This window comes from Polyangium sp. 15x6 (assembly GCF_029960785.1).
Lineage (GTDB): Bacteria > Myxococcota_A > Polyangia > Polyangiales > Polyangiaceae > Polyangium.
This window is the reverse complement of sequence record NZ_JASBQE010000096.1, coordinates 10,691-26,379: the sequence shown is the minus strand read 5'-3', so window position 1 is coordinate 26,379 and position 15,689 is coordinate 10,691. Positions and strand designations below refer to the sequence as shown.

10 protein-coding genes are annotated in these 15,689 nt (G+C 70.3%); 5 read left to right on the top strand and 5 right to left on the bottom strand.

What is annotated here, in order from left to right:
• Positions 1 to 189 precede the first annotated feature (189 nt).
• From QHF83_RS42310 to QHF83_RS42300, 3 genes are all read left to right on the top strand, one after another.
• Complete coding sequence (locus QHF83_RS42310) at positions 190 to 2,670, top strand: serine/threonine-protein kinase (protein WP_282423776.1); 2,481 nt, start codon at positions 190 to 192, stop codon at positions 2,668 to 2,670.
• 168 nt (positions 2,671 to 2,838) lie between these two features.
• The gene (locus QHF83_RS42305; RefSeq protein WP_282423775.1) at positions 2,839 to 3,171 is read left to right on the top strand and encodes a DUF2325 domain-containing protein; all 333 of its coding nucleotides are present in this window, start codon (positions 2,839 to 2,841) and stop codon (positions 3,169 to 3,171) included.
• 18 nt (positions 3,172 to 3,189) lie between these two features.
• The gene (locus QHF83_RS42300) at positions 3,190 to 4,833 is read left to right on the top strand and encodes an acyl-CoA synthetase (RefSeq protein ID WP_282423774.1); all 1,644 of its coding nucleotides are present in this window, start codon (positions 3,190 to 3,192) and stop codon (positions 4,831 to 4,833) included.
• Between the two features lie 7 nt (positions 4,834 to 4,840).
• Here QHF83_RS42300 and QHF83_RS42295 read toward each other — a convergent pair whose 3' ends face one another.
• From QHF83_RS42295 to QHF83_RS42280, 4 genes are read right to left on the bottom strand one after another with little or no spacing between them, the layout of a single operon-like run.
• Entirely contained in the window at positions 4,841 to 5,563 is a 723-nt protein-coding gene (locus QHF83_RS42295) for an STAS domain-containing protein (protein WP_282423773.1), read from the bottom strand.
• 5 nt (positions 5,564 to 5,568) lie between these two features.
• A complete protein-coding gene (locus QHF83_RS42290) occupies positions 5,569 to 6,735 on the bottom strand; it encodes an FIST N-terminal domain-containing protein (RefSeq protein ID WP_282423772.1) in 1,167 nt (388 codons plus the stop codon).
• A 58-nt stretch (positions 6,736 to 6,793) separates the two neighbouring features.
• Positions 6,794 to 7,822 (bottom strand): threonine/serine dehydratase, encoded by a 1,029-nt coding sequence (locus QHF83_RS42285; protein ID WP_282423771.1) that lies wholly within the window; start codon positions 7,820 to 7,822, stop codon positions 6,794 to 6,796.
• Positions 7,823 to 7,838: 16 nt separating this feature from the next.
• A complete protein-coding gene (locus tag QHF83_RS42280) occupies positions 7,839 to 10,166 on the bottom strand; it encodes a GH92 family glycosyl hydrolase (protein WP_282423770.1) in 2,328 nt (775 codons plus the stop codon).
• Between the two features lie 88 nt (positions 10,167 to 10,254).
• Between QHF83_RS42280 and QHF83_RS42275 the strand changes: the two genes are divergently transcribed.
• Positions 10,255 to 11,772: a serine/threonine-protein kinase gene (locus tag QHF83_RS42275; protein WP_282423769.1), complete on the top strand. Its 1,518-nt coding sequence runs from the start codon at positions 10,255 to 10,257 to the stop codon at positions 11,770 to 11,772.
• 12 nt (positions 11,773 to 11,784) lie between these two features.
• Complete coding sequence (locus tag QHF83_RS42270) at positions 11,785 to 14,658, top strand: TonB-dependent receptor (RefSeq protein ID WP_282423768.1); 2,874 nt, start codon at positions 11,785 to 11,787, stop codon at positions 14,656 to 14,658.
• Here the strand turns inward: QHF83_RS42270 and QHF83_RS42265 are convergent, their stop codons facing one another.
• A complete protein-coding gene (locus tag QHF83_RS42265; RefSeq protein WP_282423767.1) occupies positions 14,659 to 15,645 on the bottom strand; it encodes an NAD(P)H-quinone oxidoreductase in 987 nt (328 codons plus the stop codon).
• Positions 15,646 to 15,689: the final 44 nt, after the last annotated feature.

The following is a 15,689-nucleotide window of genomic DNA, read 5'->3' as shown; positions in this document are numbered from 1 at the left end:
GTCGAGCCCTCCTGAACCCGCCCGCCGGTTTTTCCCCGCCGGTTTTTCCGTTCCTCGCATCCTACGCATCCGGAGCTTCCCCCGACGCTCGCGCCTGGGTATAACGGCGCCGCGCGTTTCACAGGGAAAATCGAGAGGAGCACGTCCGTGGGCGACGATCGGAACGAGCTGGGCGAAAGGGCCCCGGGCATGCGCCCCGACGACGCGCTGCCCGACCTCGATCCCGAGCCGCGATCCATCGCGCCGCCGAGCAGCATCCCGCTCTCGCCGGGCACCGTCGTCGCCGACAAGTTTGCCCTCCAACGGGTCATCGCCTCGGGCGGCATGGGCACGGTGTTCGAGGCGTGGGACACGCTCATCGAGCGCAAGGTCGCGCTCAAGCTCATGCACCCGCACTACGCCACCGACCCCTCGATGGTGGCCCGCTTCCGTCGCGAGGCGCAGGCCGCGGCGCGCGTGCAGCACCCGAACATCGTGAACGTGCTCGAGGTCGGCCGCCGCCGCGACGGCGCGTTTTACCTCGTGCAGGAGCTGCTCGTCGGGCAGACCTTGCGCGAGCACCTCGACGCGCGCGGGCCGCTCGAACCCGACGAGGCCCTCGCGATCCTCGTGCCCGTGATGAGCGGCATCGCGGCCGCGCACGCCTCCGGCATCATCCACCGCGATCTCAAGCCCGAGAACGTGATCCTCTCGCGCTCGCCCTCGGGCGAGATCATCCCGAAGATCATCGACTTCGGCCTCGCCAAGCTCCACGACCCGGGCAAGCAGAGCCTCACGCGCCTCGGCATGCTCCTCGGCACGCCGCAGTACATGGCCCCCGAGCAAGTCCTCGCCGAGAAGGTCGACACGCGCGCGGACGTGTGGGCGATGGGCGTCGTCACGTTCGAGATGCTCTCGGGCGTGCAGCCCTTCGGCGCCGACGGCCTCGCCAGGCTGCTCGCCAAGATCGTCTCGTCCGAACCGCCGCCTTCGCTCGACTTCGTCGCGCCCAAGGCCGCGTGGCCCTTCGCGCCCGTGGTCGCGCGCGCGCTCGCCCGCGACCTCAAGGAGCGCTTCGCCACGATCCTCGATTTTCGCGACGCCCTCTGCGAGGCCCACGGCGGCGCGCGCCTGCTCGTCGGGCACGCGGCGCCGCACGCGGGGCAGCTCGCGGTGCCAGGGCTCGTGGACGTCGTCCCGATCGAGGATCCGGTGCTCGACGCGCCCGTGCACGACCTCGCCGAGGGGTTTGCTGCGCAGAATGCCGACGACGGCGGCGGGTACGTCCGGGTCAACCGCCCTCCGCCCCCGCTGCGCCCCGCCGCCGTCCCGCAGCGGCCGCGCGTGCCCGTCTTGACGCCGCTTCCGGCGTCTCGGACCGAATGGGGCGGCCCCGAGAGCCGGAGCCAGACGGACGAGGATCCGGTCAAGCTCGCCGAGGAGGCGCTCGACGTGAACGCCCTCGGCGACGCGATTCGCTGGGCCGAGATCGCGCTCGAAGTGCCCGGCGAGAGCGAGGACGTCCGCGGCAAGGCCTGGCTCGTGCTCGCCATCGCGCACCGCTGGCTCGGCCATTACAGCGAGGCTGCGCGCGCCGCGCAGGAGGCCATGGCCCGCATGGCGCGCGGCTCGAACGGCTGGCATGCCGCGTTCGGGCACCTCGTCATCGCGTATGGTTACCTCGGACGAAAAGATCGCCTGCTCGCGCGCGTCGACGAGCTCGTCCAGCTCGAAGAGGAGGAGGGCGTCACGACCGAGGCGCACCTCGTGAGCGCCTGCCGGCTCGCCATTTTCGTCATTCGCGCGGGCGTCCCGCCGCTCGGCCGCAAGCTCGCGCGGGACGCCCACAGCCGCGTCGCGCGGGCGGGCGCCGTGGGCCCGTTCCTGCGGGCCTGGCTCGCCGCGGCCCGGGCCGAGATCGCCATCTTCGAGGGGGATCCGGCGGCGTATCTGCGCCGCGTCGAGGCCGCCGTGGACGGGTTCACGGAGGCGAGCGACGTCCGGAACGCCTGCGTGCAGCGCACGAACGTCGGGCTCGCGTACATGCACCTCGGCGCTTACGATCGGGCCTGCTTCGGCCTGCGGCGGGCCGTCGCCGTGGCCGAGCCCATGCAGCTCGATTTCGTGCCGTTCGCCCAGGGCGCGCTCGGGTATTGCCTCGCGCACCTCGGCCGCGACGCCGAGGGGCTGCCGATCATCGAGGCGGCCCTCGAGACCTCGCGACAGCGCAAGGATCGGCGCCGCGAGGCGGGCCTGCTCGTGCACGCGGCGCGGATCCGGGCGATGCAGGGCGATCACGTCGGGGCGGTGACGCTCGCGCGCACGGCCGCGGAGGAGGCCGAGGACATCCCGGCCCAGCGCGCGTATGCGCTCGCGGTGCTGGCGAGCTCGCTCCTCGCGGAGGGCCACGCGGTCGCCGCATTGGCGCCCGCGAGCGAGGCGGCGAGCCACCTCGACCGGATTGGCGGCATCGAGGAAGGCGAGGCATTGACGCGGCTCGTGCAGGCCCTCGCGCTGCACGCCACCGGCCAGGAGACCGAGGCCAAGCGCCGCCTCGGCGAGGCGCGGCGGCGCCTCCTGGAGAAGGCCGACAAGATCGGCGACCGGCGCTTCCGGCGAAGTTTCCTGGAGCAGGTGCCGGATCACCGGCGGCTCCTCGAAACCGCGGCGCAATGGCTCGGGCCGGCGTGACGTCACGCTGAGCGTATCGTCCGCCACGGAGACCCGCTCCTTGCCAGCTTGTCAGAGCGCGCTTCGGGCGGGCCGACATTTTGACCGGGAATAAAGCGCGTCACCCTGCGAAATGCGGGGAAATCGCGATCGTCCTTGCTGGCCCGGGGCTTGCGATGGACGCCTGGCATGAGCCGAGAAGCCCTTGCCAGAGAGGTCGAGAAGGATTCGCGTGGTGGTCGGACCGTGCTCGTGATCGGCGGCAGCGGCGGCATGTCGGACAGGTATCGTGACGTCGCCGAGAAGCACGGCTTGACCCTCAAGCACTACGAGACGCGCGTGCCGAAAGGGGTTCGTCGCGACGTGGGGAAGGTCGCGCTCGTCATCATCATGGTGACCATGGTCTCGCACGCGCTGCGGGATCAGGTGCAAAACCTCGGGATCGACGGCGCGCAGGTGGTGTATCTGCGGAGCGCGTCGGTCTCGGCGCTACGAGGCGCGCTCGAACAGTGGGAGGCGTGATAGGCTCCCGGCCCGAGCATGAGCACGAAGCCGAACCCTTACGAAGAATTGCCTCGAACGAAGGCGAACTACGCGCCGCTGACGCCGATCACGTTCCTCGAGCGCGCGGCTGCGGTGTACCCGAAGCGCGTCGCCATCGTGCATGGCCGCATCCGTTTTACCTGGTCCGAGGCGTACGAGCGCGCGCGTCGGCTCGGCTCGGCGCTCGCGCGGCGCGGGATCGGCGTGGGCGACACGGTGGCCGTGCTCCTGCCGAACATCCCGGCCATGCTCGACGCGCATTTCGGCGTCCCGATGACCGGCGCGGTGCTGAACACGCTGAACACGCGCCTCGACGCGGCCACGATCGCGTTCATGCTGGATCACGCGGAGGCGAAGGTCCTCCTCGTCGATCGTGAGCTCTCGGGGATGGCGCGGCAGGCGCTCGCGCTCGCGCAATCGAAGCCGTTCGTCATCGACGTGGACGATCCGATGTACGAGGGGCCGGGCGAGCGTATCGGCGCGCTCGAATACGAGGCCTTCCTCGCGGAGGGAGATCCCTCCTTTTCGCCCCGCATGCCCGAGGATGAGTGGGAGGCGATCTCGCTCAACTATACATCGGGGACGACGGGTGATCCCAAGGGCGTCGTGTATCACCATCGCGGCGCGTACCTGAATGCCATCGGCAACATCGTCACCTGGAGCATGCCGAAGCACGCCACGTACCTGTGGACGTTGCCCATGTTCCACTGCAATGGCTGGTGTTTCACCTGGACGGTGGCGGCGAACGCCGGGACGAACGTTTGCCTTCGAAAGGTCGACGCGCGCCATGTCTTCGAGGCGATCCGCGAGCACCGGGTGACGCATTATTGCGGCGCCCCGATCGTGCACGCGATGCTGGTGAACGCCGATCCCGCGCTCCGGGAGGGGATCGGGCACCGCGTCCACGCCATGGTCGCCGCGGCGGCGCCGCCGGCGGCGATGATCGAGGGCATGGAGCGGATGGGCTTCGATCTGACGCACGTATATGGTTTGACCGAGACCTACGGGCCCGCGGCCGTCTGCGAGAAGCACGAGGACTGGGCGGCGCTCGACATCAGCCATCGCACGGAGCGAATGGGCCGCCAGGGCGTGCGTTACCTCGTCGAGGAGGGGCTCACCGTGATGGATCCCGAGGCCATGGAGCGCGTGCCTGCCAATGGGGAGGTCATGGGCGAGGTCGTGTTCCGCGGCAACATCGTCATGAAGGGATACCTGAAGAACCCGCGCGCCACCGAGGAGGCTTTCCGGGGCGGCTGGTTCCATTCGGGGGATCTCGCCGTCCTCCAGCCGGACGGGTACGTGAAGATCAAGGATCGCTCGAAGGACGTCATCATCTCGGGCGGCGAAAACATCTCCTCGCTGGAGGTGGAGGACACGCTCTATCGGCACCCCGCCGTGCTCGCCGCGGCTGTCGTGGCCGCGCCGGATCCGAAATGGGGCGAGACCCCGCTCGCGTTCGTCGAGACGAAGGAGGGGGCCGCCATCACGGAGGCGGATCTCATCGCGTTTTGCCGGACGCACCTCGCCCATTTCAAGGCGCCGCGGAAGGTCGTCTTCGGTCCGCTCCCGAAGACCTCGACCGGCAAGATCCAGAAATTCTTGCTGCGCGAGCGCGCGCGGTCGACGGACGCGATCGAATAAAAAGACTTCACGAGCGGGCCGCGCGCGGCGTGCGTGAGGCGTGCGCGATGGCCTGCTTCAGGCTCGATCGCGTGCGGATTCGCGAGAGATCCACGCCGAGCTCGATCACCGTGCGGGCCACGTCCGCGCGCAGGCCCGAGAGCTCGACCTCGGCGCCGAGCAGGCGCGCTGCGTGCGCGACCCGGAGCAGGTGCTCCGCGGTCTCGGCCGTCATCGCGTGAATGCCCGTCAAATCGACGACCACGTGCCGCGCCGACGACCGCGCGACCTCGTCGAGCAGCGCGTTCGTCATCATCTCGGCGCGCCGCGCGTCGAGCTCGCCGATGAGCGGCAGCACCACAACACCGTCGAGCACATGGATGATCGGCGTCGAGAGGGCGAGGATCGCCGCTTCTTTCTCGGCGACGAGATCCATCTCGGCCTGAAGCGCGGCCTCGGCCTCCTCGGCGCTCGCTTTTTGCAGGTGCGCGAGCGTGGCGAGCCGCTCCTCGTTCCGCTCGGCGGCCACCTCCAGATCCCGCACCGCGGCCTCCGCCGCGCGCGCCCTTTGCCCGAGTTTTCGGTGTGCCCGCGCGGCCTCGCGGTGGCGCGAGACGAGCATCCGCACGACCGGCGAGGCCGCTTCGCCGCATTGCAGCGGGCATTCGTCGCAGTCCCCGAGCTGTTCCCAGAAATCGTCGAGGGAGCCTGCCGCGCCTTCCTGTTCGAGGACGCAGGACTTGCAACGCATGGCCCCTAGCCCTCGAGCAGCGCGATGGTGAAGGTCTCGTTGTGGCACATGCAGACGCCGTCCACCGGGGACAGCTCGCCGTGCGTGTAAAACCCGGCCTTCGGGATCGACCCGAGCCGCTCGAGCGGCTTGTTGAGCTCGTCGCGATACCTCGTGCCCAGCACGAGCTTGCGCGCCATGCAATCGAAGAGGAGCGCGCACGAAGGGTTTGGCAGGGCACGCAGGGCTCGCTCCGTGGCCACCTCGGCGGCTCGGATCACGTCGTCCCGCGTCCCGGTCGTCATGCGCACGATCGTGCCCTCGGGCAAATCCCCGCCGAGGATGAGCGCTTTGCGCTGGGTATCGATCCCGGCGACGGCCCGGAGCACGGCGATCTCGCCTTCGGCCGGCCGGCACGTGCCTTCGAGGCCGCCCACGACCGCGAGCGGGAACTCGACGGCGACCGAGGCCACGGCGGCCGCGCGGGCGCCGAGGTACTCCTGATAAAGCTCGAGCGCGGGGCGATCGTCGATCGTCCGCACGACGTTGCCCTTCTCGACCCCGGTGATCCGGTGCTCCCCGCCGACCGGGATCCAGCCGCTGCGCGCCGCCGTCGCGATCCGAATGGGCCCCGAGAACACCACGACGGACGCGCCGCCCGAGAGCACCTCTCCGTCGGCGATCTGATAGGCCCGGACGAACTGCCCGAGATCCCCGGCGCCTCCGCCGACCATGGGGAACGTCGCCCCGAGCACGTCATGCAGGCCGTGGAGGACGTGTGGCCCGTTGACACGCAGGCTGTCGTAGAACACGAGGAGCAGGCTTGGATCGAGGGCCCGCGCGCGCTCGCCGAGGCGCCGCCCGAGCGCGCGATCGTCTCCGTCGTTCGATACGTCGGCGAGCGGCGTCACGCGCAATGCGCCGCCGAGCCTGAGCCCCATGGCCGTGACGGACTCCGTGAGGCCGCCGCTATCGTCGATCTCGGCGAAGCTCGAGCACCCCGCGATCCGCACGTCGCTGCCGAGGCGGCCGCGCAGGCCGTCGAGCACGGCGCGGCCGTCGTATTTCGCGGACCCGAAGAGCAACACGAAATCGGGCCGGCCGCCCATCACATCGATGAGCTCGTCCGCGGCGTCGCGGCCCGCGCGGCGGGCGTCGTCGTGGACGATGGATACCGTGGACGCCTCGATCATGGTCTCCCCTCCTCGATAACATCCGATGGTCGGCGAACTTTTGCGTGCCTGTCAAGGCTCAGGCTTCATTTCGTCCTGCCTCCGGAGGGGAAAGAATGGCGCGGAGCGTTGCTTCCGACACGTTGCGCCCGGTAACGACATTCACCACGCGCGGCCGCGCCACGCCGGTCCGGGTGAGATCGATCTTCCCGGCGAGCAGCGCCGCGGCGCCCACGGCGGCCGAACCCTCCACGACGAGGCGCTCCTCGCGCAGGAAATGGCGCATCGCCTCGGCGATGTCGGCCTCCGTGACGAGGACGAGATCGTCGAGGAAGCGCCGGCAGAGGTCGAACGTGATCGAGCCTCGCTCGACATTCCCGGACAAACCATCCGCGAGGCTCGGCAGCTCCTCGGCCTCGGTGACGTGGCCCGCGGCGAGGCTCGCGTGCATGGCGGGCGAGGCCTCGCTTTGCACGCCGACGACGCGGGTGCGGGGCGCGATCGATTTCACGTAGAGCGCGATGCCCGCGGCGAGCCCGCCGCCGCCGACGGGGACGATGACGAGGTCCACGTCGGGGAGATCGGCGAGGATCTCGAGCCCGACCGTGCCCGCGCCGGCGATGACGTCGACGTCGTTGTAGGGCGAGACGAACGTGAGCCCACGCTCGGCCTCGATGCGCCGGCCGTCGGCCTCCGCGACGTCGTAATTGCCCACGGAGACGATGAGCTCGACGGGATAACGCCAGAGTGATTCCAGCTTGGCGGGAGAAACCGTGCGGGGCACGACGAGCGTCGCCCGCGCGGAGAGCGCGGACGCGGCGTGGGCGAGGCCGAGTCCGTGATTGCCCGCGGACGCGGCCACGAATCCGCGCCGAAATACCTCCTGCTCCTCGTCGCGCAATCGTAGGAGCTTGTTCGCCGCGCCGCGCACCTTGAACGAGCCCGTGGGCTGGAAGAGCTCGAGCTTGTGGAAGACGTCCGCCGAGATCGTGGCCGAGAGCGGCAGGCTCGGATCGAGCGGGGTTTTTCGAATGAGGCCGCTCGGCGCGAGCCTCTTCGCCGCGGCGAGCACGTGCCGGGGCGAGACCGGGGGGAGGGGATCGTTCATCGTTGAAATAGGTTTGTCAGGGCGTGGTGACGCCGAAGGGGCCGGGGGCGGGGCCCATCTCGAAGTGGAGCGTGCCGCCCTGGGCGAGATCGCCGTGGAGGATTTCGGGTTTGTCGAGCGCGACACCCTTCCAGGTGGCGGCTTGCACGTAGATGTTCTCGGCCGAGACCGCGGGGGCTTCGATGACGATCGTGCCTCCCTTCACGGCGATCTCCAGGCGAGGGAAGAAGGGCGTGCCGAGGATGTACCGATCGGTGCCGGGGATCGGATAGAAGCCGGCGGCCGTGAAGAGGTACCAGCAGGAGAGGGTGCCGCCGTCGTCGTTGCCGGCGAGGCCGCTGGGTTTGTCGGTGTAATGGGCGTTCGCCACCCAGCGGACGTATTTCTGCGTGAGGTCCGCGCGGCCGACCTGCGCGAAGCCGTAGGCCGCGTGGATGTCCGGCTCGTTGCCGTGCCAGTAGTCGTTCCGCGGCACGGACGACGCAAGATGGTCCTCGATGGGGCGTACTTCGAGGTCGGCGGCGGTTTCGTCGAGGAAGTGCTGGAGCTTCTCCACGAACGGCGCTTGCCCGCCGAGGAGCTCGGCGATCCCGGGGATGTCGTGCTGCGCCCAGAGGCTATGCCAGCCGTTCGCCTCGGCGTAATGGTCCGAGATGGCGTACGGGTCGTAAGCGCTCTCGGCGAAGGCCCCAGCCTCGTCCTTGGCGCGGATGAAGCCCGTCACGGGATCGAAGAGGTTTCGATGGTTTTTCGCGCGCTCGGCGAACATGGCCGCGTCGTCCGTCTTGCCGAGCGCCTTCGCGAAGAGGCCGAGCGCGAGGTCGTCGTGCGCATATTCGAGCGTGTGCGAAGCCGAGCGGCCGACGCTCGACGGCACGTAACCGTACTCCATGTACGGCACGACGTGGCCACGCCCGCCGCGCCCGCCGGGCGGCTCGACCGTATCCACCGCGGCGCGACGCGCGATGGCGTAGGCGCCCTCGGCGTCGAAATCGGTCACGCCCTTGATGTAGCTGTCGGCGAGAACGATGTCGGCGCTCGCCCCGATCATCGTGCCGGCTTCGCCGGTGGCGATGGGCCATTTCGGGAAGAAGCCGGAGATCTCGGCCATCGCATGGAGCGATCGGGCCGTGTCGCGCGCGGCCTCGGGCGCGACGAGCGAATAAAACGGGGTCACCGTGCGGTAGGTGTCCCAGAGCGATTGATCGGTCAGGAAGGAAAAACCGTCCGCGGTGCGCTGCTGCCCGCCGTAGAGGTAACTCCCGTCGACGTCGCTCGACGCGGTGGGCATGAGGAACGCGCGGTAGAGCGCCGAATAAAAGATGCGCCGCTCGGTCTCGGTGCCGCCCCAGAGCTTCATGCGGCCGAGGAGATCACTCCAGGCCGTGGCCGTCTTCGCCCGCGTGCCCTCGAAATCCCAGTCCGGGATCTCGGCTTCGAGGTTTTTCGTGGCGTTCTCCAGCGAGACGAACGAGAGCCCGATCTTCAATTCGATCACCGCGTCCGCGCCGAGATCGAAGGAGAGCGCGAAGCCGACCTTCGTGCCGCTGGCGGCCGTCCCCTCGGCGGGCGCGTCGCCGTTCGACCAGACGCGCGCCGCTTTCCACGGCGCGCGCGTCCGGGCGTCGAAGAAGACGTCGTAGCCCCCGAAGCCGCCCGACATCCCGCCCACGTGATGGAGTTTGCCCCGGATACGTTGCGCCTCGGGCTCGAGCGTGAACTCGGCCTGCGTGACCTCGCCTCCGCTCAGGTGATGATCGAGATCGAAGACGACGTGCCCCTCCTTCGTGCCGGTCGGATACCCGTGGCGGTGCTGCGCCGCGTGGCGCGTCGCCGTGAGCTCGCTGTGGATCGAGCCTCGATCGAGGGTGACCTCGTAATACCCGGGCGAGGCGCTCTCCGTCGCCTTGTCGAAGTGCGACTCGTAGCCGGGCGCCGAGAAGCGCGACGCCTCGAAGGCGTCGATCGGCATCACCCCGAGGACGCCGTAATCGGTCGCGCCCGTGCCGTGCAGGTGCAGGTGCGAAAAGGCCCGGACCTGATCGTCGCCGGCCCAGTAGCCCGAGTAATGCAAAAAATTGATGGTATCGTAGGGCCCGCGGGTGTCGGGGCCGACCTTCGCGAGACCGAACGGCGCCGCCGCGCCGGGGAAGGCGCTGCCATTCGCGTAGCCGAAGCCGCCGCTGCCGACGCGCGGATCGGCGTAGACCAGCGGATCCTCGACGCGCGTGGGCCTCTCCGTGGGCAGGTCCTGCGGCTCGAGCGTGCATCCCGTTCCGCCGAGGACGTTCGTCAGACCGAGCACGAGGAGGGGCGCGAGGGATCGAGCGAGGCGAGGCCGCATACGCGCAGCGAACACGAAGGAGACGCGGCCGTCAACCCGAGCCTTGCGACGACGCGCGAGATCCCTTAGCGTGGATTTCGCGCTCGGCATGAATGACCTCATCGGCGGCCGATACCGGATCGAACGTAAGCTCGGCGCAGGCGGAATGGGGGCCGTCTACGAGGCCACCGATACGCAGAGCGGCGCGCGCGTTGCCGTGAAGCTCGTGACCGCGGAGGTCGCGAGGAACGAGGTGCTGCTCGGGCGCTTCGAACGCGAGGTGCGCGCGGCGCGGGGCCTCGACACGCCGCACGTGGTGCGCGCGCTCGACGCGGGCCGCGACGGCTACGCGGGCCTGCCCTTCCTCGTGATGGAGGTGCTAGAGGGCGAGGACGTGCGCGCGCTCTTCAAGCGGCTCGGCCCGATCCGCCCCGATCTCGCGGTGCGCATCGTGGTCCAGGCCTGCCGCGGGCTCGACGTGGCCCACGCGCAGCGCATCGTGCACCGCGACGTGAAGCCGGCGAACCTGTTCCTCGCGAGCGGCCCGGGGCCCGGCGAGCGCACGGTCAAGATCCTGGATTTCGGCATCGCGAAGCTCGCCCCCGATCCCGAGAGCATGGCCGAGGCCGGCGAGCTGACGAGCTTGACGCAGACCGGCAGCATGCTCGGATCGCCGCTCTACATGGCGCCGGAGCAGGCGCGCGGGCACAAGCACATCGACGGGCGCGCCGATCTCTGGTCGCTCGGCGTGGTGCTCTACCAGGCCCTCACGGGCGTGACGCCGCACCGGGACAGCGGCGCGCTCGGCGATCTCATCATCGCGATCTGCACGGAGCCCGCCGAGCGCGTGGAGCGGCTCGCGCCGTGGGTGCCGCCCGAGGTGGCGGCGATCGTGCACCGCGCCCTCGATCTCGATCCCACGCAGCGTTTCCAGAGCGCCGCGGAGATGCTCGCGGCGCTCGTGGCGCTGCTCCCGCCCGGCGAGGCGAACGCCGCGATCCACGAGGGGATGCTGGTTCCGCTGCCCGAGCCGGAGCGCGCGCGGGTCTCGGTCCTGCCGCGCCCGCCGGCGTTCTCGCAGCCGCCCCCGGCCCCTTCACGGCTGCCGGCGGAGACGGGCCCGCAACTGATGGCGGAGCCTCCGACGATGCGCTGGTCGGGCGCGGCGCTCGGGATCTCGGCCGAGACGCCGGCGGCCATGCAGATCGGCGCGCCCTCGTCGGCGCCCGCGGCGATCACGCAGGCGACGCCGCCGAAGCGCCGCTCGGGCGCGCTCACCTTCGTGGCCATGGCGGCGCTCGCGCTCGTGGTGGGCGGGAGCGTCGCGTTCGTGGGGCTGCGGTTGCCGGAGGGGCCCGGACAAACGACGACGGGACAAACCCCGACAGGACAAACCCAACCGGGGCAGGCATCGCCCGGCATTTCGCCCACGAATACGCCGGCCGCGGAGCCCGCGGTCACGACGGGGCAGGCCGAGGCGGGGGACGTGCCCGCGCCGAGCGCCGCGCCGGCGAGCCCGAGCGCGAGCGGCTCCTCCCGAGGCCTCGCGCCCTGGCCTCGCGCGACGACGCGCGGATCCGCCGCGCCGAAGCCCACGGGCAAGAGCGACATTTACCTGGGTCGGTGACGCGTGTCCTTGATGAGGCCTCCTCGCGTCTTCGGACCGATCCTCGCCGCCGCGCTCGTGCTCCTCGGCGCGGCGCGCGCCTCCGCCGACGGGCTCGCCGACGAGGCCGAGCTGCATTTCCAGCTCGGCGCCGCCGATTACCAGAAGGGCGATTACACGAGCGCGCTCGAACATTTTTTGCTGTCGAACCGGCTCGTCCCGAACCGGCGTGTCGTGTTCAACATCGCGCGTTCGTTCGAGCAGCTCAAGCAATGGCCCGACGCGCACCGCTACTACGTCGACGCCCTCGCCGGGGAGACGGATCCCACGGCGATCGAGGCCTCGAAATCGGCGATCACGCGCCTCGCGCCGAACGTGGCGATCCTCGACGTCGTCACGGATCCGCCCGGCGCCACCATTTACATCGATCGAAAAGATCTCGGCTCGCGGGGCCGCACGCCGCGGCCGCTCGCCGTGAACGAGGGGAAATACCGCGTCATCGCCGAGCTCCCGGGTCACGAGGTCGCGACGAGCGAGGAGGTCGTGGCCAAGCGCGGGAGCGAGACACGCGTCGCGCTCTCGCTCGTGCGGATCGTCGGCAAGGTGAAGGTCGCCGTGACGGGCGCGCCGCGCGCGGCGGTGCGGGTCGACGAGGAGACGGGCCCGCCCGCGTGTTTCGCGCCGTGCGAGCTCGCGCTGCCGCCGGGCAAGCACGAGCTTTACGTGACGGCCGAGGGCGCCTCGGCGCCGGCGCGACCGGTGAATGTGGTGGCGCGCGAGACGACCGAGGTGAACGTCACACTGCGGCCGCCGGTGGGCATCGTCGTCGTGGGGACGACGGAGGCGGGGGCGCTCGTGACCATCGACGGTCGCGCGGCCGGTTTTTCGCCCGCGGTGATTCGCGAAGTGCCCGCGGGCGCGCGACAGGTGCGCGTGAGTTTGCCCGGGCACGCGCCCGTGGTGCGCGACATCGTGGTGCGACAGGGCGAGCAGGTGGATCTCGGCACGCTCGACCTCGTCCCGCTGCGCGAAGTGACGGCGGCGTCGCGGTTCGCCGAGCGGATCGAGGACGCGCCGAGCTCGGTCACGGTGATCGATCGGCGCGAGCTCTCGGCGTTCGGGTATCCGACGATCGCGGAGGCGCTGCGCGGCGTGCGCGGCGTGGCCATCGCGAACGACCGGGGGTACGCGTCGGCCTCGATCCGCGCGATTGGCCAGCCAAACGATTATGGTAGCCGCGTGCTCGTGCTCTCGGACGGGCAGGCGCTCAACGACGACCTCCTGAACAGCTCGTACATCGGCTCCGACGGCCGGGGCGATCTGCACGACGTGGACCGCATCGAGATCGTGCGCGGCCCGGGATCGCTGCTCTACGGCGCCGGCGCATTCTCGGGCATCGTGAACCTCGTGACGCGGTCGCGCGAGGAGCCCACGGGCGTGCATGTGGGCGTCGGGAGCTACGACGGCGCGGTCCTGCGCGGGCGCGGCGGGTTTCACCTGCGGAAAGGGCAAGACAAGGGGATCTGGGCGAGCGGGTGGGGCGCGCAATCGGACGGGTTCGATCTGGAGGTGCCGATCACGGGCCAGGCCGAGCCATTCCGGGCGCGCGGGGTCGAGGCCTTCCAGGCGGGCGGCACGGCCGGGCGCGCGTACTGGGGCCCGGCGACGATGCAATGGCTCGTCCACCACCGGACGCAGTCGATCCCGGTCGGCGCCTACGCGACGACGGCCGGCAATCCGCGGACCTCGTTCGGCGATACACGCATGATGCTGGAGGCGCGCTTCGAGCCGCGCCTGACACAATCGCTGCAATTGCTCGTCCGCGCGCACGCGAACCGTTACGTTTATCACGCGACGTACGCGTTCGACAACGAGGTCGACAACATCGAGGATTTCGCGGGCACGTGGCTCGGCGGCGAGGCGCGGCTCGTGTATTCGCCGGGGCCGCGGCTCCGCGTCACGGTGGGCGGCGAGGGGCAATGGCACCCGGAGGCGACGCTCCAGGGTCGCGAAGATGTCAATCGCGTGACCACGGAGCGATACCTGAACGAGCGGCAGCCTTATCGATTCGCCGCGGGGTATGCGCTCGCGGAGGGCGCGCCGCTCCCGTGGCTCCGGCTCTCCGGCGGCCTGCGCATCGACGTGTACAGCACGTTCGGCGCGGTGTTCGTGCCGCGGGCGGCGATCATCACGCGGCCCGTGAAAGACGGCACGCTCAAGCTGATGGGCGGCCGCGCATTCCGGGCGCCGAGCATTTACGAGCAGCTCTACAACGACAACGGCCAGTCCCACGAAAAACCAACGCAGCAGCTCGACGCCGAGAAGATCTGGTCCGGCGAGATCGAGTACACGCACCGTTTCCTCGAAGACTGGGCGGCGCTCGTGGCCGTGCACGGGAGCCACATCGACGGGCTCATCTTCACGAAGCCGATTCCCGGGCGGCCCACGGTGGCGTACGCGAACAGCGACACGGGCATGCTCGTGCTCGGCGCGGACGCCGAGATCCGGCGCGAATGGCGCAAAGGGTGGATGCTCGCCGCGACGTACGGATATCAGCGCGCGACGTACCTCGACGAGACGCTCGCCGACGCGCGGGTGCCGAACGTGCCGGAGCACCTCGCCGGCTTTCGCGGCGTGATCCCGGTCGTGCCCTCGATCGCGTCGCTCGGGCTCCGCATGACGCTGGAGGCGCCGCGCCTGCTCGTGGGCGGGGGCGCGACGGATACCCAGGTGGTCGGCGATGTGACGGTGTCGGGCGAACTGAAATCGTACGGAATTCGGTACGTCGTGGGGGTGTACAACATCGCCGACCGCCGCGTGCTCGTGCCCGTGACGGACACGTTCCAGAGCCGGACGATGCCCCAGAATGGGCGGACGTTCCTGGTAGATTTGATCGGGACTTATTGATCAGGTCCGGGCGTCGAGCAGGACCTTGCCAAACGACACGTTCGACGCGACGTACCGGTGCGCCTCGACCGCCTCCGAGAGCGGAAACACGCGATCGACGACGGGTCGCACGATTCCCCGAGAGAGCCACGGGCCCATCGTGCGCTCGAGCAATTTCGCCGCCTCGATCTTCTCCTCGATCGGCCGCGAGCGAAGCACCGTGCCGATGACCTCGAGCCGCTTCTGCAAAAGCATGCCGAGCGGAACGGACGCGCTCGCCCCCGCCGTCAAGCCCACGATCACGATGCGGGCCTTCTTCGCGGCCGCGGCGATGGTCTCCGGGACGTAGGCGCCGCCCACGAGGTCGAGCACGACGTCCACGCCGGCCCCGCCCGTGCGCGCGAGGACCTCGGCCGCGAAGACGCCGCCCGGGACGACGATGCCTTCGTCGAGGCCGAGCTCGCGGCATCGGTCGAGTTTGTCCGCGGTGCGGCTCGTGCCGATCACGAAGCAGCCGAGCGCGCGGGCGATCTGCACGCCCGCCGTGCCGACGCCGCTGCCCGCCGCATGCACGAGGACCCGCTCGCCGGGCGCGAGGCGGCCACGCACGAGGAGCGCGTCGAGCGCCGTCAGGAAGGCCTCGGGCACGGCCGCGGCGTCCTCGTCGGAGAGGTTCGCGGGCGCGGGGACGACCTCGCGCTCGTGCGCGATGAGCCGATCGGCATAGGCGCCGCCCGCGACGATGCCATAGACGCGCTCGCCGCCCGAATACCGGGTGACGCCGGGGCCGACGGCGTCGACGGTGCCGACGTATTCGAGGCCGGGGATGTCGGCGGGGACGCCGGGCGGAGCGGGGTAGAAGCCGGCGCGCTGGAGGAGGTCGGCGCGATTGACGCCCGCGAGGTGGACGCGGACACGGACGTGGCCGTGGGGCGGCTCGGGATCGGGCAGGTCGCGGAGCTCGAGGACTTCGGGTCCCCCAGGAGAACGAATGACGACGGCGCGCATGGGCCGCGTGTAAGCAGGTCGCGGCGGGAACGCAAGCCGCGCGT

Excerpts from the sequence above, each read along its gene's own strand:
- QHF83_RS42310 (WP_282423776.1), top strand. The coding sequence starts at position 190 with ATGCGCCCCGACGACGCGCTGCCCGACCTCGATCCCGAGCCGCGATCC.
- QHF83_RS42305 (WP_282423775.1), top strand. The coding sequence starts at position 2,839 with ATGAGCCGAGAAGCCCTTGCCAGAGAGGTCGAGAAGGATTCGCGTGGT.
- QHF83_RS42300 (WP_282423774.1), top strand. The coding sequence starts at position 3,190 with ATGAGCACGAAGCCGAACCCTTACGAAGAATTGCCTCGAACGAAGGCG.
- QHF83_RS42295 (WP_282423773.1), bottom strand. The coding sequence starts at position 5,563 with ATGCGTTGCAAGTCCTGCGTCCTCGAACAGGAAGGCGCGGCAGGCTCC.
- QHF83_RS42290 (WP_282423772.1), bottom strand. The coding sequence starts at position 6,735 with ATGATCGAGGCGTCCACGGTATCCATCGTCCACGACGACGCCCGCCGC.
- QHF83_RS42285 (WP_282423771.1), bottom strand. The coding sequence starts at position 7,822 with ATGAACGATCCCCTCCCCCCGGTCTCGCCCCGGCACGTGCTCGCCGCG.
- QHF83_RS42280 (WP_282423770.1), bottom strand. The coding sequence starts at position 10,166 with ATGCGGCCTCGCCTCGCTCGATCCCTCGCGCCCCTCCTCGTGCTCGGT.
- QHF83_RS42275 (WP_282423769.1), top strand. The coding sequence starts at position 10,255 with ATGAATGACCTCATCGGCGGCCGATACCGGATCGAACGTAAGCTCGGC.
- QHF83_RS42270 (WP_282423768.1), top strand. The coding sequence starts at position 11,785 with ATGAGGCCTCCTCGCGTCTTCGGACCGATCCTCGCCGCCGCGCTCGTG.
- QHF83_RS42265 (WP_282423767.1), bottom strand. The coding sequence starts at position 15,645 with ATGCGCGCCGTCGTCATTCGTTCTCCTGGGGGACCCGAAGTCCTCGAG.